This is a genomic window from Paenibacillus sp. MAEPY2 (genome assembly GCF_000499205.1).
Classification (GTDB): Bacteria; Bacillota; Bacilli; order Paenibacillales; family Paenibacillaceae; genus Paenibacillus; species Paenibacillus vandeheii.
This window is the reverse complement of the sequence record NZ_AWUK01000016.1, coordinates 37344-59127: the sequence shown is the minus strand read 5'-3', so window position 1 is coordinate 59127 and position 21784 is coordinate 37344. Positions and strand designations below refer to the sequence as shown.

At 38.4% G+C, this 21784-nt stretch carries 25 protein-coding genes; 23 read left to right on the top strand and 2 right to left on the bottom strand.

The genetic code is table 11. The features are described 5' to 3' along the window. Window positions 1–90 precede the first annotated feature (90 nt). From P364_RS0114635 to P364_RS0114610, 6 genes are all read left to right on the top strand, one after another. A complete protein-coding gene (locus P364_RS0114635) occupies window positions 91–585 on the top strand; it encodes a hypothetical protein (protein WP_024630852.1) in 495 nt (164 codons plus the stop codon). Continuing rightward, window positions 578–1360, top strand: coding sequence for a hypothetical protein (locus P364_RS0114630; protein ID WP_024630851.1), 783 nt, complete (start codon window positions 578–580; stop codon window positions 1358–1360). The genes P364_RS0114635 and P364_RS0114630 overlap by 8 nt, the downstream gene beginning before the upstream one ends. A 15-nt stretch (window positions 1361–1375) precedes the next feature. Then, entirely contained in the window at window positions 1376–2422 is a 1047-nt protein-coding gene (locus tag P364_RS0114625) for a hypothetical protein (RefSeq protein ID WP_024630850.1), read from the top strand. Beyond that, complete coding sequence (locus tag P364_RS0114620; RefSeq protein WP_024630849.1) at window positions 2419–3276, top strand: ThiF family adenylyltransferase; 858 nt, start codon at window positions 2419–2421, stop codon at window positions 3274–3276. Before P364_RS0114625 ends, P364_RS0114620 begins: the two co-directional genes overlap by 4 nt. A 66-nt stretch (window positions 3277–3342) precedes the next feature. After that, entirely contained in the window at window positions 3343–3516 is a 174-nt protein-coding gene (locus P364_RS36890) for a Spo0E family sporulation regulatory protein-aspartic acid phosphatase (RefSeq protein WP_081717991.1), read from the top strand. Window positions 3517–3580: 64 nt separating this feature from the next. Beyond that, complete coding sequence (locus P364_RS0114610) at window positions 3581–4123, top strand: DUF5983 family protein (protein WP_024630848.1); 543 nt, start codon at window positions 3581–3583, stop codon at window positions 4121–4123. Between the two features lie 292 nt (window positions 4124–4415). On the opposite strand, the gene P364_RS0114605 is transcribed toward P364_RS0114610, so the two are convergent. Continuing rightward, a complete protein-coding gene (locus P364_RS0114605) occupies window positions 4416–5150 on the bottom strand; it encodes a hypothetical protein (RefSeq protein ID WP_024630847.1) in 735 nt (244 codons plus the stop codon). A 704-nt stretch (window positions 5151–5854) separates the two neighbouring features. Here P364_RS0114605 and P364_RS0114595 point away from each other — a divergent pair. From P364_RS0114595 to P364_RS0114510, 17 genes are all read left to right on the top strand, one after another. Then, entirely contained in the window at window positions 5855–6199 is a 345-nt protein-coding gene (locus tag P364_RS0114595; protein WP_024630845.1) for a hypothetical protein, read from the top strand. A gap of 22 nt (window positions 6200–6221) precedes the next feature. Further along, window positions 6222–7214, top strand: a complete 993-nt coding sequence (locus tag P364_RS0114590; protein WP_024630844.1) for a hypothetical protein — start codon at window positions 6222–6224, stop codon at window positions 7212–7214. Between the two features lie 76 nt (window positions 7215–7290). After that, entirely contained in the window at window positions 7291–8280 is a 990-nt protein-coding gene (locus P364_RS0114585) for a DNA adenine methylase (protein WP_152532707.1), read from the top strand. A 32-nt stretch (window positions 8281–8312) separates the two neighbouring features. Then, window positions 8313–9713, top strand: coding sequence for a DNA cytosine methyltransferase (locus P364_RS0114580; RefSeq protein ID WP_024630842.1), 1401 nt, complete (start codon window positions 8313–8315; stop codon window positions 9711–9713). A gap of 100 nt (window positions 9714–9813) precedes the next feature. Continuing rightward, the gene (locus P364_RS0114575; RefSeq protein ID WP_024630841.1) at window positions 9814–11097 is read left to right on the top strand and encodes a phosphoadenosine phosphosulfate reductase domain-containing protein; all 1284 of its coding nucleotides are present in this window, start codon (window positions 9814–9816) and stop codon (window positions 11095–11097) included. A 33-nt stretch (window positions 11098–11130) separates the two neighbouring features. Then, a complete protein-coding gene (locus tag P364_RS0114570) occupies window positions 11131–11541 on the top strand; it encodes a hypothetical protein (protein WP_024630840.1) in 411 nt (136 codons plus the stop codon). A 360-nt stretch (window positions 11542–11901) separates the two neighbouring features. Continuing rightward, a complete protein-coding gene (locus tag P364_RS0114565; RefSeq protein ID WP_024630839.1) occupies window positions 11902–12339 on the top strand; it encodes a hypothetical protein in 438 nt (145 codons plus the stop codon). A gap of 253 nt (window positions 12340–12592) precedes the next feature. Beyond that, complete coding sequence (locus tag P364_RS0114555) at window positions 12593–13192, top strand: hypothetical protein (RefSeq protein WP_024630837.1); 600 nt, start codon at window positions 12593–12595, stop codon at window positions 13190–13192. Then, entirely contained in the window at window positions 13189–13467 is a 279-nt protein-coding gene (locus tag P364_RS0114550) for a hypothetical protein (protein WP_024630836.1), read from the top strand. The genes P364_RS0114555 and P364_RS0114550 overlap by 4 nt, the downstream gene beginning before the upstream one ends. 16 nt (window positions 13468–13483) lie before the next feature. Continuing rightward, window positions 13484–13978, top strand: coding sequence for a hypothetical protein (locus P364_RS0114545; protein ID WP_024630835.1), 495 nt, complete (start codon window positions 13484–13486; stop codon window positions 13976–13978). 206 nt (window positions 13979–14184) lie between these two features. Continuing rightward, on the top strand, window positions 14185–15162 hold the full coding sequence (locus P364_RS36185) for a DNA cytosine methyltransferase (RefSeq protein ID WP_024630834.1): 978 nt from the start codon (window positions 14185–14187) through the stop codon (window positions 15160–15162). A 324-nt stretch (window positions 15163–15486) separates the two neighbouring features. Further along, window positions 15487–15816, top strand: coding sequence for a hypothetical protein (locus tag P364_RS0114535; protein WP_024630833.1), 330 nt, complete (start codon window positions 15487–15489; stop codon window positions 15814–15816). Next, entirely contained in the window at window positions 15809–16150 is a 342-nt protein-coding gene (locus P364_RS0114530; protein ID WP_024630832.1) for a hypothetical protein, read from the top strand. The genes P364_RS0114535 and P364_RS0114530 overlap by 8 nt, the downstream gene beginning before the upstream one ends. A gap of 37 nt (window positions 16151–16187) precedes the next feature. Beyond that, entirely contained in the window at window positions 16188–17276 is a 1089-nt protein-coding gene (locus P364_RS0114525; protein ID WP_024630831.1) for a hypothetical protein, read from the top strand. Between the two features lie 138 nt (window positions 17277–17414). Beyond that, window positions 17415–19538: a phosphoadenosine phosphosulfate reductase domain-containing protein gene (locus P364_RS0114520; RefSeq protein WP_024630830.1), complete on the top strand. Its 2124-nt coding sequence runs from the start codon at window positions 17415–17417 to the stop codon at window positions 19536–19538. A gap of 102 nt (window positions 19539–19640) precedes the next feature. Next, window positions 19641–20222, top strand: coding sequence for a hypothetical protein (locus P364_RS0114515; RefSeq protein ID WP_024630829.1), 582 nt, complete (start codon window positions 19641–19643; stop codon window positions 20220–20222). A gap of 22 nt (window positions 20223–20244) precedes the next feature. Beyond that, a complete protein-coding gene (locus P364_RS0114510; protein WP_024630828.1) occupies window positions 20245–20952 on the top strand; it encodes a hypothetical protein in 708 nt (235 codons plus the stop codon). A 27-nt stretch (window positions 20953–20979) separates the two neighbouring features. Here P364_RS0114510 and P364_RS0114505 read toward each other — a convergent pair whose 3' ends face one another. Further along, window positions 20980–21534 carry a hypothetical protein gene (locus P364_RS0114505; RefSeq protein WP_024630827.1) on the bottom strand — a complete coding sequence of 185 codons (555 nt, stop codon included), beginning with the start codon at window positions 21532–21534 and terminating at the stop codon, window positions 20980–20982. Between the last annotated feature and the right edge of the window lie 250 nt (window positions 21535–21784).

Sequence of the window (21784 nt, the reverse complement as noted above, 5' to 3'; positions counted from 1 at the left end):
AATCATAGACATTATTGCGGACACTTCAGATATATGCGAACTGAAAGTAATGATGACTTCATTTAATTAAAAGAGAAAGGAAACATTCTCATGCTGATGTTCAATAATGAAGATATAGAGTCTATAAGGTCATCTACTGATAATTTTCGGATGCTTAAGCTTGCTCATGATTATGGAATAAACCCGACAAATTTAAGCGCAGCAAAGGAATGGCGAATCTGGAACACTTACGGAATTGGCCCGACATTTGATATTTTCGACGAGTTACTTAGACTGGTTTTTCATAAGTTCGATATAAAAAGAATACCTCACAATGAAGACGAAGCTAAATATGCTATATCCGGTGGAGAACTGTCATTGGTATTACAGAGCCAGAGTGAATACACGCAATCCATTCAACCTTTCATAACAAGGGTGAACTGTGACTATTCGATGGCCAGCTTAAACATTGAAATAATCGACGACACTATTACCCTTCATCTTGAAGAAAATTACTATGGATACCACAGCCAATTTCTTGAGCATTTAATGAAGATGGCAGCCTTAATCAGTGAGTATCTCGAAAAGGACGATATACATGAATAATAGAGATTCCCGACGACACTATAGTGTTACTTGGAGTGAAGGAGTCCACTCTTCTATACCAACGTGCCAAGTTCAAATAAAGAATCAAAATAATGTCGTCTTATCTGACTACTCGATGACCTTCAACCAATTTGCTGAAGCCATTATCGATACCGAGCTGAGAGAATTACATCCTCTTACTATCATAGGTCATCGAAAAGGTATGGAAAGATTGAGTATTTGCGGGATAAGGAAAGTAGGAAAACCTTCGTACGAGACACCTTTCATGAATAAAGGAATTGTTAAGTATATCCGTATGGAAAAATCAAAAAAAGAAATTGTAGTCTGCAGTGTCCCAAAACAAAAATGGGATATGTACTATTACAATGATCCTTTAGAAAAGATAGGTCACCCTCATTTGTTATTTGTTTATTTAATTGATATGAAAAGCAGAAGGGTAGATCAAATGTTCTGCTTTGCGGTAAAGCAGAGCCGAATCAGTTCAGACACTGAATTATTTAAGTACCCTTATGCCAATGTGACCAACGGCTCTGTTTGTATGGGTGGTAATTCACTACCCACGATAACAGATATAAACCAATGCGCTACATTGCACAATTTGTTTTTTGGATCTCCAAGTACAAATTGTTACTTTGATGGGCATCGAAACACTTCTGGGATCACAGAGTTACGTGAGTTATACAGTAAGATGCAGGATACAGATTTCCCGGATGCCTGGCTTCTCACTGAAAAAATAACAATTCAACAATTATTAGAAAAACAAACGAAGATCTAATTGGAGGGTTTAATAATGACTGATAATACTTTTGTTCAAGGCGATTTGTTCGGATTTCTGAGTCCGGAGGAACAAACAACGTTAACAACAACTACTGTAGAAAACGAAAAACGGAAACAACGAAAGAATCAACTTTCGATGAATAAGCCGGCTACCAAGAAAGAAAATATAACATTTGAGACTTTAGAAGTTAATCTCGAAACACACATTAAATATGATGGTGAGTTGACTCCCATAACCCAATACTTTAGTAACGAGGAAATTGAACAAGGTATTGAAGATCCGGAAGCAAAAGATGGCCGGCGCACTATAAATACCGAAGACTTGAGGCTTAAACTAGCTGAAGAGTACGGCGAAATGAGCGATCGAGATTATGTAACGTTAACCTTATTCCCTAATAACCTAATCATACCGCAGGTTCACGGCCGTAAAAGAGGAGCATCCACTGGAGTGTTTACGTCTCTAAAGGAAGCTGCTGCTGATCGGAAATACAATATGTATGTTCCCTCTGCTGACGGACATGTGTATCACATCAGGGATGGTGAAGTCTACTCGGTCTGTACAAAAGCATCATACGTGCCTGTATGTGATCAACTGCATGAGGGTATACAGTTTAAATTACCGCCAATCCCGTATATTATCCTTGAGGAATTTATCTCTCTATGTAGGGAATACAGTAAGGATCAATTAGAAATTTATGGTGAGATTTACTTTCATCATGTCAAAGGCTATCATCTTTCAATCCCACATCAAGTAGTTTCATCAGAGAATGTTGTCCCTGAGAAAACCGAAATTGATGATGCTCAAATGATAAAAGTAATGGAGTTACATTCTCATCACACTTTAGAAATAACCCCATCAGAGCAGGACAATAACAGTGAGATTGGCAGATGCTTATATACGATTATTGGGAGACTAGATTGTTTTTTTCCTAAGATCTCTTGTCGTGTGTTTGTAGATGGTCAATATCAATTGGTAGACCTCAATAAGGTGTTTACTTCTCCTTTTCCTCCAGCAACAAATGCTTATGATTATCGCATTCAGAAAGAGAGTGCGCTATGATCATCTTTCACCCAGACATGAAACCCCTTTTCCAAATCGTTCAATTAGGAACCGGTGCAAACGGATCTGCTGTGGTTCAACAATTAACGCAACTCATGAATATCTTCTCAGTTAAGGGTAGTTATCTTCTAGCTGATCCAGATATCGTTGAAAAACATAATCTCAAAAATCAATTATTTCTACCCTCCGATGTAGGACAGAAGAAGGCAGACGTTCTAGCAAGGCGATACGGGAGACATTATGAAGTACCTGTATTTTCTTATGCAGAGCAATATGTAAGTACCTTAGAAACAATGGAAGCATTATTTGATGATGCATTTCTTAAGGACTACTACTGTAACATGAAAATCCCAGTACTCATTGGTACCGTGGATAATAACTTTAGCCGCCAGCTCATGCATGCCTTCTTCATGTCGCAACCTTATATGATTTATGTGGATGCAGGGGTTGAAGGTTCTCGTGTGCCTCAGGACGAACGTTCTATGGATTCCTGGACTTCTGAAGAAAGAGAAGCCTATAATGCTACCGGCTGGACCGGACAAATTGTCTGCGGGATTCGTTGGAACGACGAGACTATTCTTGATCCTGTCTGTTCAGCATTTCCCGATATGTTATTAGACGATGACCCGATTGCCCCAGGTGCAGCATGCATACAGCAGCTTAGCAAGGAACCTCAAAAACTCCTTACCAATAAATATGCGGCTCTTGAAGTGATTTCCTATTTCAATACACTGTTCTCTGAACAGCGAATAGCCCACCACAAGTCGTATATAAATCTTAAACATAAGTATAAGGTAAAAACATACCCTATCGAGAAGCAACAGATACTGTCACATCAAAGTGAATCAGAATAAAACAACAAGAATCGTAGACGTTACTCGTCTGCGTTTTTTCATTCTTCTTCAAGGAGCTGAATACCAATGTTGCAAAATATTGAATTGAATGACCTCATTGAAGTTAGGCGAAGAGAATTAGAATGTTTAGTAGTTCAACATGACTTTAATTTTCAAGATGAGCACGTGATCAAGAAATCAGTAGAGCTAGATGATCTCTTGAATTTACTCAACAAGAAAAATGACTCAGCCAACAAGTAAATATCAGATTGATAGCTACTCAAAAAAATTAAAATCTAGAAATCTAATAGAGAGTAGGAATAAAATGAGTACACAGATCGTTCTATTTGTATGTATACATGGAGACCTTATCGAAGAAATCAAACCTTATATCGGGGCTAATGCATTTGAAAGGGCAGCTGCTGCTTTCGAAGCTTGGACCGGTATTTCATATGCTGAATATAAAAAGCGTTCAGATGAGGGTGAAGAATCTGAAGAAATACTCGGTGAAGATAAAGCTGGTTCAACAATCATGTTTGAGACAGCAGAAGACGACCCTTCATTGCTGCAGCATCAACCTGAAAAAGAAACAATGCTTGTACTAAGTATCAGTCACATTACCGAAGAGATTAATAACGCACTACTTCAAGGTCAATTTGGAACTTTTTCATATTACCCGAAAGAGGCTGGCTTTGACATTAATGGTTTCTTCATTTATGTTCCACATAAAGATGAAAATCTTAAGAGTTTTGATTTACCTGACTGTGTAGAAGGCATTTTTAGATATGCTCAAAGCCACGATTCCGAATGGATTTTGCTGGAGAGAGATGCTGAAATACGTCCGGATTTACCTGTTTATGAATGGTAAGCCAGTCTTCAGACCAATAACACATTAATAGTACCAAGGAGAAAATATCATCAATAGCATGCATGCACTCATTACCGCCGCCTTATAGTGTGGCGGTTTTTTGTATTCAAAATTATCTGTGGTAAAAGAAACAATCATACAAACATGTGTAGAACCCTTGTTTCGCAGAAGCGGGCAAGGGTTCTACCAATTATTATATTGAACCTAGATTAAAAAGGTTAATAGTACATAAGCGGGTTGGGATCGTTGAACATTGAATTTGTTGAATATGACTTTATCGGCCGGTTGATACTTACTGATAAGAACCTCTGCCATCAGTAAAAGTAACTGCTATTCCGTAACGATCGTCAATATGATCTCCAATTTTAACTCTTAGCTCCCTTGTTTTAGCTGATACACCACCGAAACTGGTATGCTTATAAGATAAATGGGCTTCTGCAGGGATACTTTTACTCCTAATTTCAGTAAGTCTATCAATTACCAACTTTTCGTCAGAATATACTCCCATAATGGAATGAATGGAGGTGCCCGACACACCAGTAATGTAGCTACTACCGATGTGCGTGTCTATGAATGCAGAGGTATTGAAACTCGCTGTTCCAAAGACACTTGTTCCTTCAACCTTGAAATATAAGGATGCTCCATTGGAAGCAGTAGTAGATACATCCGTAGGTTCTATTACTAATCTTAATTTCTTATATGAACCATCCTCGAACTTCTGGTGTATCGTTGGATTTTCAGAAGTGACCGTCAGACTTCCGTTGTTATTGGAATCCGATGTTCTAAAAGCAGTTGAGTTTGGTTTATCCGCATCTAAAATTTCTCCATTTTTTAATTTGTTAATTACACTGTTAATATCATCCTGTGAGGACCCATCTTCTCTCATATGCTCAGCAATTTTTTGGTAGTCCTCTTCTGAGAAGCTAGCAGTAGCACTGGAATAAGATAAGGGGTAAACGAACGTACCCAGTAAGAAAAGGATAAGAGCTAAGGATATTGTTCTAAAAGCTGGAATCTTTCTGATCAAAATTATTACCTCCCAATATTTAGTATGAACCGAGTATATCATTGTAAAAATTTAGTGCAAGTTAGGAGGTTAGCAAAAATGTACCTTTTTATTCCTTTTTTACTCGTGACTTTGATCTCTGGATTTCTAGGATTTATGGTCTATAGATTTTCTAACATTATTATCGGAACCGTTGTGACAATTGTAACCTCAATCTTTATAGCGTATATGTTTACAGATTTATATGCCTTTTTTGGAGTTATAGGAGGGGTATTGTTCTATTTCATATTAATAAAATTTTCAAAATAAATTATTTATTCAGCTTACCTGAACTTGTCATTGACCCGGAATTAAAAAATATACATTCTTAATTGAAATCCATCCACGATTAGGATAAAATTATAGTCATATAACAAGTCCATTTCTTCATTGTTTTCATCTGAGACATGTACATACTATTGTATGATGATGTTAACCTAATGAAACGGACATGGTTCTTTTTTTGGAATCGTGGAAACAATGTAAGAAAACGCGAACATATTTGGTATGACGGCGTTGTTCTTTTCTGGAAAGCCGATATTAGCTTTAATTTACGATTCCAGTGGGTTATGCATTTTTTGTTTGTTTATTTTAAAAAACTAATACTGCTATCGCATTTATAAACGGAATTCTCTTAATCTGAGGATTCCGTTTTTTTGCGTTTAGGCCAAAGGAGAAAAATTTAAATGAAAAAAGTACAGGACACTGAGATGTTAATTCTGAAGGTAAATCCCGTCAAATGGGAAGAGAAGTTCAAAGTAAAACAAATGATTGGAATGTGTTTTAGCAAAGTAGATGGATGTTATCGGGCCTACCCGGTATATTCCGACACAGATCAAAGCCATCTAGTAGATAGGTATACAGAAATGGATCTTATTTTCGCCCTTTCCATAGTTCGTGAGGAGAATCAATTTGATTCAATTCATGATTATATCAATGTTAATAATCGAGCTAAAGTAGCAGAGTGGATCAATCTTATTGAAGAGGACATTCGTTACGCGAACCTTTATGAAGCTGTTAGTACATACTAAAAACCATAAGGAGATGAACTGTATGATCACTGTACAGGACGAAATTTGGGAACAAAAGTTCAATGACTATAGCCAGTACTTTATCGGTGAACAATATGGTGTAGCTGCAAGTATCCGTTTTGAAGAAGATTTAAATCGCTGTTTAGAGCTGGGCCAATACCTGTTTAATAACAATTATATCTCGAAGGAGAAGATGATTGATGACATAGTCATTAAAGCTTTACTAAAGGGGACTATGTTTGAAAAATGTAATTCAATCGATGATTTACTAAATTTGAACTGTGACAGACAAGAAACTCAACTAGCAATAGCTATCCCACCTTCACATGCAAATTCCGAAACTGAAAAACCTGATACTGATACTATTACTCTTAAACTTCGTGTTATTTCTCAACAGGATTCATATTATCTGCAACAAGCTCTTAATGTAGAGAATAAGTATATGACCAATCAACAGTATCGTTTTTATCACGTCTCTGTAGACGACAGTCTTGATATAAAGAACATAACTGGCTTTGGTTGGTTCTATCTGGTTCGAGAAAATAATACAATAATGATCGTTACGCTTGAGAATCGTCAACAAAACGAGTATGAGTCGCGTTTAGAATTTCTAATCAGTTTAAGCCGGTCTCGAATTCAAAAGGAAACATCGGAGCATGTCATCCAGGTTTGGACAGATATTGATTTTGAATACTGTCTTAATATTAAAGCAGAGCATGTTTCGTCTGCTGAATGGCATTTAATCACCCAAAAATATATCTTGGAACAATTTTCACCTATAGATCCCGTCGATGTGGAGATAGCGCTCTATGACAAGACAGAAAGAATTACACTACCGGTTTGTGACGCTGGAGAGTTTATCTCCTCTACAGATAAAATACGTGGAAATACACTCACTTCAGATGCAGATACATGGGGGACAGCAATGAATGCTAAGGCGTATAGATCCCATGTGTACTTTATCGAGGACATTCAAAGGTATGGCGTAATAGTTGAATCGTATTATGTCTACTAACATCACTAAACAATAAAGAAGCTGAACATCTTGTTCAGCTTCTTTATTTTCCAATGAAAGGGTTGATACTTCAGAGATGTCTATGGAGCTGGTATGTAGGTTTTGTGGACCCTTAGAGGACACGCTTGATGATATTGATTCAAGTGAAGAGGGGTTTTGGTGCGATTACTGCGATGGTTTTACCTATTTCAATTCTAGTAATGAACACCGGTTCACCTTATTACTAGAAGAAAAAGGACAGAAGGAGGAATCCACCCCTAGGCTCGCTGCACCCAAAATAAAATTTAATAAGCAGCTTTCTTGCCTTCGGTATCCTGGTGGAAAATCAAAAATGATACCGGCTATCCATTCGAAAATCAGGGAGACAAAATCTGAATGCCTTGTTGGTGCCTATGCCGGCGGTGCGAGTGCCGAATTTGCACTACTTGAAGCAGGAGTAGTCAAAAGGCTAGTTCTTAATGATGTGGACTTCGGTATTTATGCTTTGTACTGGACGATAAAACATGCACCATATGATTTAATTTATCGGTTGCAATCTAGCTCATCACCATCCGAAAAGGACTATTTTAATGCTCAAAAAATCATTAAAAAGGATTACCCCAACTGCACAACCTTAGATGCAGCCTGGTATACCTTACTTGTCAATCGTTTAGCTTATTCCGGTATCTATAAAGCCAACCCCCTTGGAGGGAGAAACGGCGAAGCAGTCAAACGATTGTCCCGGTGGAACCCGGATCGTCTGATTCAACGAATTGAAAAGATTCATACATTAAGTGATCGCATAACTGTTCTAAATGAAGATGCATTACATGTCATTGAAGAATACTACTGGTCACTTGAGGGAACAACCATCTTTGTGGATCCCCCTTTTGTTGAAAAAGGTAACCAGTTGTATCGCCACTTCTATAAAAAAAATGAACATGTTGCATTGAATGTACTACTGGAGTCGCTGTATCAAGGAATGCCTGGCGCCGATATCATCGTCACTTATGATGATCATCCTTTGATTCGAGACTTGTATTATCTGCCGACAACAGAAAACATTCGTCGTTATTACTCTATCTAATTTAGGACCAATACACAGAGGGGGAAATCCATATGAATTTAATGCTTAAGAAAGTTTACAAAGTAACCAAGAAAGCGATGAAGCCGCGTCTCTGGCTTTATTCTTTAGTATGCGAAGCAGCTGGCTTTGAACCTGGACAAAAATTGTTCATAGCTACTGATGTAGATTCAAAACAAATCATCATACAATCAGAGCCTATCACAGATGAAGATCATGTCGTGCATGTGTCATCACGGAAGAGTAATGGCGTTTTACGACCTATTGTCGATACTGCGAAGGAAAGCTATCGAAGTATTATTGACGTTGAGAACAAAGTAGAAATGTGTGTCTTCAAGGATGATCACATGAGTAGGGTCTTCATTCGACCTCTTCATTTTGAATTATTTACTCAAGATTCCTTGGTTAGCAGCTCAGACAAACGGATCAGGACTTTCACCATCTGTAGTGGGGCAGGCATCGTGAGCAGCAGTTTTTCAGACACGGGCTATTTCTCATCTGTTGGAGCTATAGAGCTTGATGACGATAGTAGTGCCGTATATCGCGAAAACTTCCCGCAGAGCTACTTATACACTGGGGATCTTCTTGATTGTAACACTGTAGCTGAATCGGATATAACCATTGTAACGTTGCCGTGTAATGAGGTTTCAACATTGGGTTTAATGGAGGCTGGGATATTCAACAACCTTGCATTAGCAACAACGGAGCTAATCCGTAGTACAAAGTGCCGTGCAATTTTTATGGAGAATGTGACTGGTTTCTATTCCACTGACGCTTACAAAACGATTAAAGATTTACTTTCAGATGAGTTTCCCTTTTGGAGCGAATCAACGATAGAAGCGCATGATTTTGGTTCGATCGCACGAAGAAAACGAACCTATGTTGTTGCAGTTCGTAATGAAGAAGACTTTAAGTCATTTTCATTCCCAAAGACACCAAAGAGTATCCGAAAGCGAAAACTGAGAGATTACTTAGATGGCAAAAGAGTTTCCCATCTTTGGAAACCACTCCATAAATTCATGGAAAGTTTTGAGTCAAAGGCGGAAAAGAATAATAGTTGGAAAAATCGTAGTCTTGAAAAGACGTTCGTCACCCCTGAGGTCACAGAAATACAGTGCATCCCTAAGCGATACCGAGCCCAATCTGCATCAAGTACATATCTTCTTTCAGAGGATAAACAGTCCTTCAGATTTCTGACGATTGAAGAAATTCGGCGTATTCTTTCTGTTCCGGATTGGTTTGTATTTCCACCATATGTTCCAGAAACACGCATCTATGAAATGCTTGGTCAAAGCGTAGATTGTCGAATCGTTAAATCTATCGCAAATAAAATTGCGGAGATGTTTTTCAGAAGTAAAAATACTTCTAAAAAGACTACTTCGCAACCATTCGGCATTCAAATGAATCAGAAGGGACAACTCGGGTTTATGTTTTAAAACAGAACGGCAGACTAATCTAAACCACAATAATTCAAAACAGGTATAGCTTTTAAAGCTATACCTGTTCTATGTCTAATAAAATGTAGGAGGTTATGTATTGGCCAACTCTAATGTACAGTTATCGTTTGAATTTTTAGAGGATATCTTTCAAGATCAACCTCATTTAGTTCGTGACCGAAAATGTAACGAAGCCACACCGGTGGTATATGGTTACAAAAGCAACAGGATATACGGTAATAATACAAACATTTTTCCTAACGTACCTGGAAGAACGGATACACCTCATATGCAGAAAATATACTTGGATCATATTGATCCGTTGGAAAGTTATCATAAAATTTTTGTGCTTTTCAGTGGAGGGAAAGATTCCGTTGCTTCCGTATTAGATCTCCTTGAAAAAGGGGTTCCGCGATCTAAAATTATCCTTCTACATCACGACATTGATGGCGGATCTAATAAAAAAATGGATTGGCCAGCAACCAAACCATACTGTACTGCCTTCGCAGCAGTATTTGGTTTAGAAATTCGTTTCTCTTATCGGGAAGAAGGTTTCTGGGGAGAAGTGTACAGGCTAGGATCTAAGCGTCCTGTACAGTTTCAAGATGCTGATGCCAAGATGAAACGTATAGAGCCTGGAGCCTGGTCAAGGAGCGAGGAACTAAAGATGCTTCTTCAACGAGCTGAGGAGGAAGGAAACCTAGAGACTAAACAAACCCTTGAAGATGAATTGAAGAGCTACGGTTATCGCTATCGTTTCCCTGCTAAAAGCCCGAACTTGCAAACCAGATACTGCAGTAGTGCCTTAAAAATTGAAGTTAGTGATGTAGCTATCAAAAAACAATTAGATACTCAGGAAAATTGTAAAATCCTAATTGTTAGTGGTGAACGTAGGGGAGAAAGCAACAACCGTGCTAAATACAATATGATGGAACTTCACAGAGCACATGCCCCTTCAAGGAAAAAGAGGTTTGTCCACCATTATAGAAATATTATTGACTATTCTGAAAAGGATGTATGGGAAGTATTGAAGCGAAACAGAGTGATCCCACATCCTTGTTATGTTGTCGGATGGGGAAGGGCTTCTTGTGCTTGTTGTATTTTCAGCAGCCCCTCTCACTTTGCTGGAATAAAAGAGATTCTCCCAGATTATTACGAAAATATCGTACTGGCTGAGATTGATTTAAACTTTACACTCGATAACAAGCTTAGTCTAAATGAGTATGTGGGGAATGCGCCAAGTTGTGTACAGCATAATCAGCAAAAAGCTATTCACCAGTTAGTAACAGGTGAAATCACACCTTCAGACATCATTTTAGAAGATAAGGAAAAGTGGACCTATCCCGCAGGTGCTTTCCGTCATGGGATAGGCGGACCATGTTAAGCACAATACATTTAAATATTGGAGGACATATATATGATTAATAATCTATCTATTGTTGAAAACATTGAAGAAGCGGAAACCCAAGCACTTCATTTCGGACTTGACGTTACGGGTATGGATCCCGACAGTGTCATTATGAAGGTCAACGAATATATAGTTCTGAATGCTATTACAAAACCAGTTCCGGAAACAAACACAATTCAAATTGAGCTGTCGGATATTTTGACCTTAAGAAACGAGATTACAGATTTCATCGCGGAGTATCGTGTCTTGAACATACTTGCGGGTGAATCAAAAAGATACATCGTTCTCTGCAAACTGGAAGATGAACACAACGATTCTTATGATTTATTATTCTATGTTCTTGATGACAATAACAATTTAGAATTGTTAACCGCTGATGAATGGCCTGATGTTGAAAAGTTGTACGAAGAGCAGGTGTAATAACAGGTTGAGTAATCGGTAATTTTCATATAGAATGTAGTTATATTACATTAAATGATTTCCCTCAGAGCGGTTACACTGTGAACATGTATTAGCATGATGACAGCTATCTAATTTCGCATAGGACATATGGATTGAGGGTTAATGTGTGTACTTTTTATTCTGAAAAGATGGCACGAAAGTAAGTTTAGTTCAGATCGCCCAGTTTCTAATAGGGTGCTAGCTAATTACCAATTAAAATGTCAGTTCAGATTTAATTCATAATATACCAAACCCTTAACGGTTTTATAAGACGCTTAACTACTGAAAAGTAGCTAGGCGTCTTTTTTTATACATAAAAACGGAAGGAAGGCGAGTTCGATGAAGAAAACAATGGATTTTGAGCTTTTTCTCTGTGATGTAGCAGTCATTTTGCTTCATGGATTAAAAGATTTAAACGCCTCTTTGTACGCAATCAAAAAAGAGGAAAACGGATCGTTTTGGTACAGCAGCTATCACCCAGATTACGGTGATATTTGTGGACCATGGCTACCGGTGATGACGGATTTGGAACAATTGATGCTCCACCCAATTGATGAATACAAGTACAACGGAGAAAAAATCTCTGGTGTGAATCGATTTTACATTTTGGAGATGCTTCGACGGGGGGAACAAAAGAAAGAACAACTTCGGTTAGAACGATTGAAGTTAGCTGCAGCCCAAAAAGAGCAAGAACAGAAAAGAGAAAGATCCACCAAATCGAATCAATTTCGTACAAGGAGAAATTATGGACTACATCTGCAGTCACGTTTCAATTGAGCTACATTACAACCAGCTTCGTCAAATCGGTACGGTTTCTAGCCATGCTCTTCTAGATGAATATGAAGGTGTAGGGCATGTCTGGGAGGTTTACCCGGACCAATATGAAACTGAAGAGCACTTCTTTGGTTGGGTGTACGAATCTAAACGTTCACTAGACAGAATCATTATGAAAGATGTTGGTGATGGCTGGCTTACATTTCTTCGGCCAGGGAACCACCTTCAATAAAGGGAAAAACGAGGAGGAGACATTTTGACAACCGAAGTTCAACAATACATTGAAGAACGCTTTAATTGCGTGTACAACATTACTATCCCAGAGGAAGAGCACACTTTTTGGACGGGCATAGATAGCTATAATTGTCCGGTTCAATTCCGCTATAGACCTTCAGTTGGTCTGGAATATCGAACTCTTTCAGATAGTTCTTGGATCTTAGATAAATCATACCTATCTAAAAGCGAAGCTCATCGATGTACCATGGAGAACATTGCAGATGGTATAAGAGATGTTTTTAAGAAATATAGCCTTTTTAACAATGTGACTATATATTTCAATGGCAAAGCTTACATTGGAGATGGCGGGAAGGACGAAGTCCATGAATATATCGATCCTACGGATTATGTTCCATCACCGAATGTACATACCATTACAGTTACGTATGAAGGACAAGCAAGTTTAGCTATAAACTACGGTTTAATAAACCCGGATACAGGTGAACGTGATTGTTCTTTATTGATTGATCTGGGATCTCAATTGAAAAGGTTTGGCTATTATCTTTCTATGGTAGACCACTATTACTTCGTTATCCACTGTTTTGAGGATCGCGATTGTGTAGAAGAGGTGGGCGTATGAATAGACGGCAAATAATTCTACAAATGAAAGAAGTGGATCAGGCTTTAGTTAAGCTTGGAGAATGGCTAACTGATATTGCCCATGCCAACGGAAGTATTGAGCTTAATCGCTTAGCTTCAAATTGCCGATTACCAGGTATTGAGGCTATATTGGACCAACCTCGTTTGCTACAACATTTAACAATAACCGAAATAAAAAATCTCATTGCTATGGGAAACAGCAAAATCAAAAAACTCAATCAGCGAATGACGTTGGAGCTGGAAGCTTTAAATTAGTTTTCAAGGAGGATATATGCCAAAAGCGAAACTCGTTTCAGTTCACGTAAATAGTAAAGGACGATTGCAACTGTTATTTCAAAAAATCATATCCGGTACAGAGAAATTCTATTTTGTGCCGTTGGATGGCAAGCTAAAAACCGCGATATATAATCGCGGTTTTTTAGATGGGCGTAAACGAAAATTGAAATGTGACCGCGATGTCCCGCTTGGTGTGGCAAAGCATATTCTTGTCATCCCAGGTGCCTTACTGAATGATGATAACTTCCAACAGGGTGATTGGTTCGTGGGTACTCTGTCTCTTGAGCTACTGTACATGATGTCTAATGATGAAGCAGCTAGATTTATTGAGAACGAATGTTCAAATTGTGAATATCAAGGACAACCCAGCTGTTTTAACTTGTACCAATGCTACGAAGATGACAGGGACCAATATATGGATAGCCCTTGGTTTGATGTACTTCGAACTATTCGGAAGGAAAGGAAACGTAGCAAAGCATTTCCCGGTTAACGGGTTGGATGAACAATCTGGTATCTATACCACAGTGTTGAATATGATTGATACCGGACTGGGTCTTTAGTAATCCATAAAACCATTACAGCAAATGGACCGGGGTATAAGAAAGCCATTTAGCAAGTGTACGTAATCCACCCCAGGATTACTTGATTGGTTGCCCTCTTTAGAAACTGTGAGTTTCTAAAAAAGAGGGCTAATAAATGCAAAAACTACAAAACGAAAAAAAATTCACTGCTTTATCCTGTTTTTCAGGCGGTGGACTCTTAGATTATGGACTAAAGGATTCTTTTGACATTGTGTGGGCCAACGAACTCCATGCTCAGCCAGCACTATGTTATAAGCATAATATTGGCGAACACATTGTGGTAGGGGATTTCGAACAAGTACTCACTCAGTCGAGTCTTCCAACTGTAGATGTTGTCTTTGGGGGACCGCCGTGTTTTGACTATACCTCAAACAATATTGCTGCTAGAGGACAATTCGGTAGGCATGGTAAATTAGTGTGGGCCTACCTTGAGGGGATAAAGCGGATCCAACCAAAGGCATTCCTTTTTGAAAATGTGCTTGGGTTGTATCAACGATATAAGTCTGCACTTCAAGATTTGATTGATGCATTTGAGGAATACGGATATATCATAACTGTAGGTACTCTCAACGCATCAGATTTTGGAGTGGCCCAGAGCCGGAGCAGAATTTTTATTGTGGGTATACGAAAGGATCTAAATTTTCCATTTCAATTCCCGCGCCCACCATACATCCATAAGACAGTAGGAGAAGCAATTGGAGATTTACCGTTCCCTACAGAATTACATCAACGAATTCATATACCGAATCACGTGGTAACTTGGACTAGTCCAACGCCAGAGCGCATCCATGATCTAATAGAACATCCTCGCAATCAGTGGGTAGGGGTTCGGAGGTTAGATTGGAACTCCATCAGTCCAATGATAGGGTTTAATATCGGGAAGGATGGCCGAGCCTTCCTTCATCCCGTTCAAGACCGCAGGATTACTGTACGTGAATTTCTCCGATTAATGGGTTTTGACGATTCTTTTGTGATTCCGGATGACGTAAAATTAACAAATCAATATAAACTCATTGGAAATGGTGTTGCTTTTCCGGTGGCGAAGATTTTGGGGCAATCCATAGATCATCAATTAAGAGCTCATTGTGACTAATATCATGTTCAGTTGAAAATGGTATAACAATTTTGTATAGTGGATGCATAATGCTATTATGAAGACTCAAATTAGAATTCACTAAAATTCCGCAGGAGTTTGCTTTCTTTACGAAGTAAACGAATTTGAGTTTACGTATGAACTTGAGGCATCAATTCCAAGATGATACGAAGCAAATGTCTGAAACAATGAGCAGTAGATTACTTCTACCCATTAATAATTTGATATGAGCTAAAGTGCATAATACTATTTATTCAATAATTTTTATGAGTTTGCCTGTTTACGGGCAAGCTCTTTTTTATTTCAACAAAGGGGGTACTGAAAATGGAAGAGATTCCTAAGTGGGTCTTGGAATTAGCTGAGAAAAGTGAATATGAATATCACTTTCATAGGTTGAAAAAGATCATGAATCAAGACGAGATGTACAACCTGCTTGTAGTAGAAGCAGCTGAATTGGATATCGAAGAAATTGTAGATACCAGCTATTTCAACGAGCTACTTGCGTCATTTAATGCACTCACTGTAAGTGAGTTACATGAGAAATATGGTAAAGGTCAAATCAACAATACGATCCTTGCATATGAACAACTCAAATTATATTACGATCAGTACTTCAACAATTTATTAAACAAAGGAGAGGTATTTCGTGAATAATCAAAAAGCAGCAGTCCTGTGTATCGTTGAGGTGGATGAAGGACTTCTTCCATCTCATTGGTTTAAACTTATGAAGATCGCGGAACATGAATCTACTACAACTCAATGGATCCCCTACAGTTTAGAGGCGGAATGTAATTCAGTCGCCTATGGATTTATGCGGAACGATTTATTCGATGAACATTTTTTAAATGATTTAAAAAACACTCTAACCCCAGTCCTTATGGATTGGAACTTGGAAACTGCAAACGGAAGTTATACAACGAAAAGTGGCCATGTAGTTATGATGTTTGGCCATGTCGATCATATTAATTATACAAATAAAATACTATAATAGAGCTATTACAAGGCCAGTTAAGGGAGAATAAACAGTGAATAAGGACCTTAAATTTGACTATGTATCCAACATTACTCCTGCAGAGTTTGATGATGATGTAGAAGTAGTCATTAATACAGAAGATGATGAAATCGAAGCAATTATGGAGGAAACAGATTGGTTAGAGTTCGAAAAACCGAGGTTCAAAAATGTAAGAGCCAAATTAGGTTTGATTCTGGAACTCATACAACATACGGATCAAATATTACCGAATCAAGAGCCGCCTAGAACCAAATATGAAATGAATGGTGGTATCAAAAAGGCAATCCAACGGGGCGCTATGCTGCAGGAGGTAGAGGTATTCAATCTTTACTTCAAATTTCGTTCTCATCTTCATGGAGATGGGATTGCACTAATGTATAAATCACCAAGCATGAACAAAGAATGTATCATTTTACTACCTGATAATACAGAGTTAAGGATTGAAAAAGAAAAAATTTTGTATAAGAATGAAGCCTTTCAACTTGTCATAAAAGAGCTAATGAGCCCTGACTCTCAAAGTTTTCTGCTGGAAAACTTGAACATGTTAAATTTACATGAGCGCTGTGCTCAGTCTTTACAACATGAATTCGGACATGTGCTGAATGTAAGGGAGTTCGAAACATTAGACATTATGCCTTATAACGCTGAAGCAATGTATACCTGGTTCGGCGATTTCGGTTATCTTGATAACGTCGATAAAAGATATCCGGTTTTTGGCGGCATATCTGTGTGGGACAAGCTACACGTGATGAAGGAGTCACTTGTTGAGGACTACCGCATCTCATTGAATATCCGAACGGATCGTGGTAAATTTATATTACCAAATAAGTTTGGCTTTTCTGGAGATTTTCAAAATTCGGAATTTTTACTTGAAGGAGTGGAACTAATGAAGCGAATGCTTAAAGGACAATTACAAGTCAACGCTCGTCGTCCTGCCTCCTCCTCTGATTACGATACAATTAAAGCCTTTCATGAGGTGCAACAGCGACGGATATCTTCAAACTGGGTTGCTGGAACACCTTCCATGACTAAAGATGTGATTTCTCGTGATCTTGAGGAATTAAGACGATCACCTTACAACCAGGTTGCTGCAACTAAATAAATCCATAAGAAGTGCACTTCATAACGAAGTGCGCTTCTTTTCTTTTAAAAAACAATTAAATGGAGGAAAGCTCTTATAAGAATTATTAATGAGGGCTTTTTGCCTTCGTTAATTTTGTTTATTTGAGCTGTTATTACTATGGAACAAGACACCTACAAATTCAAAGAAACGGTTAGTAAAATTAAACCTGTTCTGCATTTACACAAACATAACCAACAATCTGTTCAGTTATGGCGGCTACTAAAAGATGCCGGCTGTGTGTACTTCGGGACCGTTAGAAAATGGACTTCCGTATTTCAGTTATCAAATTTCTATGTTGCGATACATCATTTTATTAATGAGGAACCGATTGAAGAACTGATTGGAAAAGAAACAAACGTGCACTGGTCAAGTGTTCTATCGGAACCTGAGTACCATCCTTTAGCTAAACTAATAGAAGATTTGGAAGGAAATCTGCAGACACAATGTTGTGTGCCAGAACAAACCTTTATCGACGCATTCCAAAAACCATACAGTGTGCACCTTCAATCTCCGAAACATAAGTTTATGCTTTGGTTTAGAGTTTCAAGTGAGTTTTCCTTCTTGCTTGAGATCTTCTTTACAACTCAACAAATCCCCCCTTATGGCGTTAACCTCCCAAATGAGTGGCCAAATATACGTGTCAGACATACAAATGAGTATGAGAGCCAGGCTCTATTTGATATCACTGAATATCTTGTAGACACAGAACCTCTTCCAAAAGAGGCTATGGTGATTCAAGATACCATCGATTCTCAATTAATTGCGTATTCACAGGAAGCTGTAAAACGTATTTTTGAAGAGAATGAGAAGGTAGTCATAGCATATTCCGGAGGGAAAGACTCCAGCGTACTACTACAGTTATGTGTGGAATTTGTATTAGCGAATCCGATGTATCAGGACAAGCTTTATATTATCTCAGCCAGTACAGGAGTAGAGAACCCGATCATCGAGCAACATATTCGTACAATGCAATCAGTCGTAACGAATAAGCTTGATCAATTATTTATTAACGGATTTAGTATCGATCGATTTACTATAGTAGAACCCGAATCAGACCAAACTTACACGGCTTGCGTGTTTGGAGATGGATTCATTCCACCATCAGCAACATTTAAGTGGTGCGTTGAGCGACTTAAAATAAACCCAGGACAAAATGATTTACTTGAACGCTTCTCTAACAATGAGTTAGTCTGCCAGGTCCTCGGAGTGAGATCAGCTGAATCCAGTAATCGATCTAAGTCCATTGAACACCATTTTAGCAATGATTTTTATGGTGTACATGTTTTGAGAGGGGGATTAAGAACTGCGCCCCCGATACGCCATTGGACCGCTGCTGATGTGGCCACTTACTTAGTCCGGACTCCAGCTCCTTGGAACGAAGAGTACTCCAATCACAATCTTATCAATATCTACGGGCTTGCTTCAGGAATGATGGAGTGCCCCATTGGAGCCATCATCCAGAATGAAAATGATGCCGTCAAAGGGTGTTCCGGATCTTCTGCCCGCTTTGGCTGCTGGGCATGCACAGTCGTTAAAGAGGATAAGTCATTAAGTAATCTCGTTGATGCATATCCTGAAGAGCTGGGTCCTCATTACAAAATGAGGAGGCTATTAAAAGGTGTACAAGAAATTCGATATGGTGGCTGTACAGGGTATTACCGAAACAGAGGTGGTTTTAGTACCGGTTATGGGGATTTAACCATCGATATACGCACGATTCTTCTTACATTCTGGAGAGAATACAATCTGCCCCTTTCTCAAATTGAGGTGGTAGAAATCATCAAGAAAGTTAAGGCCCGTGAGCTTCCGGAAGGATTGGCGATATCCCATCGTTTTTGGGAGATCATTCATCGATTCTTTCCCCATGATCCAGGTCCATTCTCATCAGCCATGTTCCATGCTACATGGGAACCACGATTTCTAATCGATGAAAACAACAACAAAGTGAAACTCGAAACCGTTGGTGTTGATCGTGTGAGTCATGGTGATATAGCATGGGCAGAACGGTACCAGGCTGTGTGTATGGCTGCCAGATCGATTCAGCCTGAAGATGACATTCAGATGGTTGTGAAAGGGATGATGATCGCAGGGAAAGCTGTCCAGGTGCTATATACCAAGAGTAGACCCCAATCGGTAATTTTAAATCTTCCGCAGGGACACACAGAAATTAAAATTCCATTAATCTCGGAAATCTACGTAATTCCTAAATCTAATTTTTATCAAGATTCATGGAATTTCTAAATTAAACTCTACACTGATACATTCAGCACCAAAAAGTCCTTAATAGGCTGTTACTAGCCATTAAGGACTTTTTTTATTTTCTATAAGAGAGGAATGTTCATCATGAACTCAACAGAATTTATGGTACAGCCTTGCTTAAACGAGGAGTTTTTCCCCGACATATGTTCTGTCCGTTATCCAGGTAACCGGGTGGTATATACAACAATTGATGGTCTAACCCAAAGATATGGTATTTCCAAAGGCTGCAACGGTTATGACCATGTTGCGGTACAAATGGAGGACAACTTAACTACCATATTTGTGCAGTCTGATCGTCTACAGCTAGCTGATGCAAATGAAGAACATCCACTAGAAGTACCTTTACAAGAAATTAGAAGATACCTGCAGCTGTATCCCTATCCAGGTAATGAGAGCGTTGAGGAGATACTGCTTTATGGGAGCTCATTTCACTATGAGCCTTTATACTTTTTCTTCAATCAAAAGTTTTCAATACTTTTAGGCCGTCCGGATTTCGATTGGTTATTGGGCGCAGAAAAATATCCATATTGGAAACGTTTATTTGAGTGTTTTACTAAACTATCATTACCAAATCACTGTTCACCTGAAGATTTGCTTGAGCTGTTCATTTTAAACAGTTCTGACCATAAAGAATTGCTACTGGATCAAATTGAATTCCAATATTAATCGATAATTGGAGGGACTAACTATGGAACAGATGACTTTAGAAGATACCGCTGCTCAATTAACAAACACTCTAACACACCGGACTCAAATATATGAATCTTACCTCATGCTTCACCAAATGAGTCAATGGAGCGGAAAAACAGGATCCGTCTGTTATGAGGATGAGAATATTGAGTTCTCGATTCCCATTGTTCTTGATCACATGTGGTATTCGAGAGTGCTTCTTGATACAAGTATTCCCTCGCCAATTAAATGGGGAAGAAAGCGAGCATATATGAATTTGCGTAAACCGGTACATTCTTTATTGGAATATGAGGAGAAGTACTTGTTTGAAGGTTATTTTGATTATGAATCTAATTCAAAAGCATATTTTAAAGTGAGCGATATTCCTGCTGCAGATCCTCCACTATGTATGTTTCCAGAAACCTATGATAACGTTAATATGCCCATAGAAGAAGTTCAGAATCGGTTAATTGGAGTGACTATGCAAGCATATTTCAGTGAATTACAAAGTTGGGTAACAGGAATATTGAGTCAGCCCTTCAATCTTTGCTCCATAGCCATGAAACGAAAAACACTATATCTAGTGGGAAGTGAGGGAATAAGTATCGTTATCAAAGGCATTAAGGACATCCGATCATATAGTGACCGAGTGATATTTATCTTTCAAGATAAGAAGAAAAAAGAGCGAAGACTGACCTTGTGTAGTATGTACTGCGACCCCCGATAAAACGTAAATAAAGAGGTGTCCCAAGATTTATTCTTGAGGCGCCTCTTTTTCATTTTTAGTTTTTTTGGTTTTTCTATCTTTCTTTGCTACTTTTTCAAGCTGTTTAGGTTCATAGTATGCCCGCATTACAAGTTCGTGTACTTTTATATATCTCCCGCTATTCACGATAAGCCCCATATCTTCAAATTCCCTGAGCTTCCCAAGATGCCGATCTTGCTTAATCGTTCCTGGCCGCAATCCCCATTTAGATTCAGCTTCATTGGTAACCATCACTTTATCCATAGCAGACATGCAATTAGTACAGAGGGTCATGTGAAGAGGCTTCATCTTATTGTACTGATAATTGAGTAGGACCGGTTCCTCATGTTCCTTGATCCAGTTTTGACACTGGCTACATTGTTTTTCTGATTTAAGAAAAGTGAAACGTTCCAACCTGAAACGTAGGTCGTTTAATTGATGGTTAAGTAGACTCTGAACAATATAATTAATGTCACTAGGTAAATTACTGCTAATATCCTCATAAACCGCTATATTAGCTTCAAGTTCTTCGATCTTTTTCCGCATGTCGTCTACGATGGCCAAATCTGAATACCTCCAAACTTCAATAATAAACCAATTCGTTTATTATCATAATCTATATCGAGTATTATTATCAAATGGATTACTTTTTCGATTCCTGGGGAGTCTTATTGCATTTAAATATGCCATACCTGCAGGATGGAGCTTGTTTTAAGTACAAGCTTTTATTTTGATTTACAAGTTTAATCTATAGTGCGGAATTTAGAGTGGAAAAATTGATCTATCACGTTTCGTAGATTGTATGAATATATGG

Bases quoted from the DNA above. Each gene is read 5' to 3' on its own strand.
- P364_RS0114520 (WP_024630830.1), top strand. From the start codon at position 17,415: ATGGAACAAGACACCTACAAATTCAAAGAAACGGTTAGTAAAATTAAA.
- P364_RS0114590 (WP_024630844.1), top strand. From the start codon at position 6,222: ATGATCACTGTACAGGACGAAATTTGGGAACAAAAGTTCAATGACTAT.
- P364_RS0114635 (WP_024630852.1), top strand. From the start codon at position 91: ATGCTGATGTTCAATAATGAAGATATAGAGTCTATAAGGTCATCTACT.
- P364_RS0114620 (WP_024630849.1), top strand. From the start codon at position 2,419: ATGATCATCTTTCACCCAGACATGAAACCCCTTTTCCAAATCGTTCAA.
- P364_RS0114630 (WP_024630851.1), top strand. From the start codon at position 578: ATGAATAATAGAGATTCCCGACGACACTATAGTGTTACTTGGAGTGAA.
- P364_RS36185 (WP_024630834.1), top strand. From the start codon at position 14,185: ATGCAAAAACTACAAAACGAAAAAAAATTCACTGCTTTATCCTGTTTT.
- P364_RS0114580 (WP_024630842.1), top strand. From the start codon at position 8,313: ATGAATTTAATGCTTAAGAAAGTTTACAAAGTAACCAAGAAAGCGATG.
- P364_RS0114570 (WP_024630840.1), top strand. From the start codon at position 11,131: ATGATTAATAATCTATCTATTGTTGAAAACATTGAAGAAGCGGAAACC.
- P364_RS0114515 (WP_024630829.1), top strand. From the start codon at position 19,641: ATGAACTCAACAGAATTTATGGTACAGCCTTGCTTAAACGAGGAGTTT.
- P364_RS0114585 (WP_152532707.1), top strand. From the start codon at position 7,291: ATGTCTATGGAGCTGGTATGTAGGTTTTGTGGACCCTTAGAGGACACG.
- P364_RS36890 (WP_081717991.1), top strand. From the start codon at position 3,343: ATGTTGCAAAATATTGAATTGAATGACCTCATTGAAGTTAGGCGAAGA.
- P364_RS0114610 (WP_024630848.1), top strand. From the start codon at position 3,581: ATGAGTACACAGATCGTTCTATTTGTATGTATACATGGAGACCTTATC.
- P364_RS0114625 (WP_024630850.1), top strand. From the start codon at position 1,376: ATGACTGATAATACTTTTGTTCAAGGCGATTTGTTCGGATTTCTGAGT.
- P364_RS0114565 (WP_024630839.1), top strand. From the start codon at position 11,902: ATGAAGAAAACAATGGATTTTGAGCTTTTTCTCTGTGATGTAGCAGTC.
- P364_RS0114510 (WP_024630828.1), top strand. From the start codon at position 20,245: ATGGAACAGATGACTTTAGAAGATACCGCTGCTCAATTAACAAACACT.
- P364_RS0114595 (WP_024630845.1), top strand. From the start codon at position 5,855: ATGAAAAAAGTACAGGACACTGAGATGTTAATTCTGAAGGTAAATCCC.
- P364_RS0114550 (WP_024630836.1), top strand. From the start codon at position 13,189: ATGAATAGACGGCAAATAATTCTACAAATGAAAGAAGTGGATCAGGCT.
- P364_RS0114545 (WP_024630835.1), top strand. From the start codon at position 13,484: ATGCCAAAAGCGAAACTCGTTTCAGTTCACGTAAATAGTAAAGGACGA.
- P364_RS0114535 (WP_024630833.1), top strand. From the start codon at position 15,487: ATGGAAGAGATTCCTAAGTGGGTCTTGGAATTAGCTGAGAAAAGTGAA.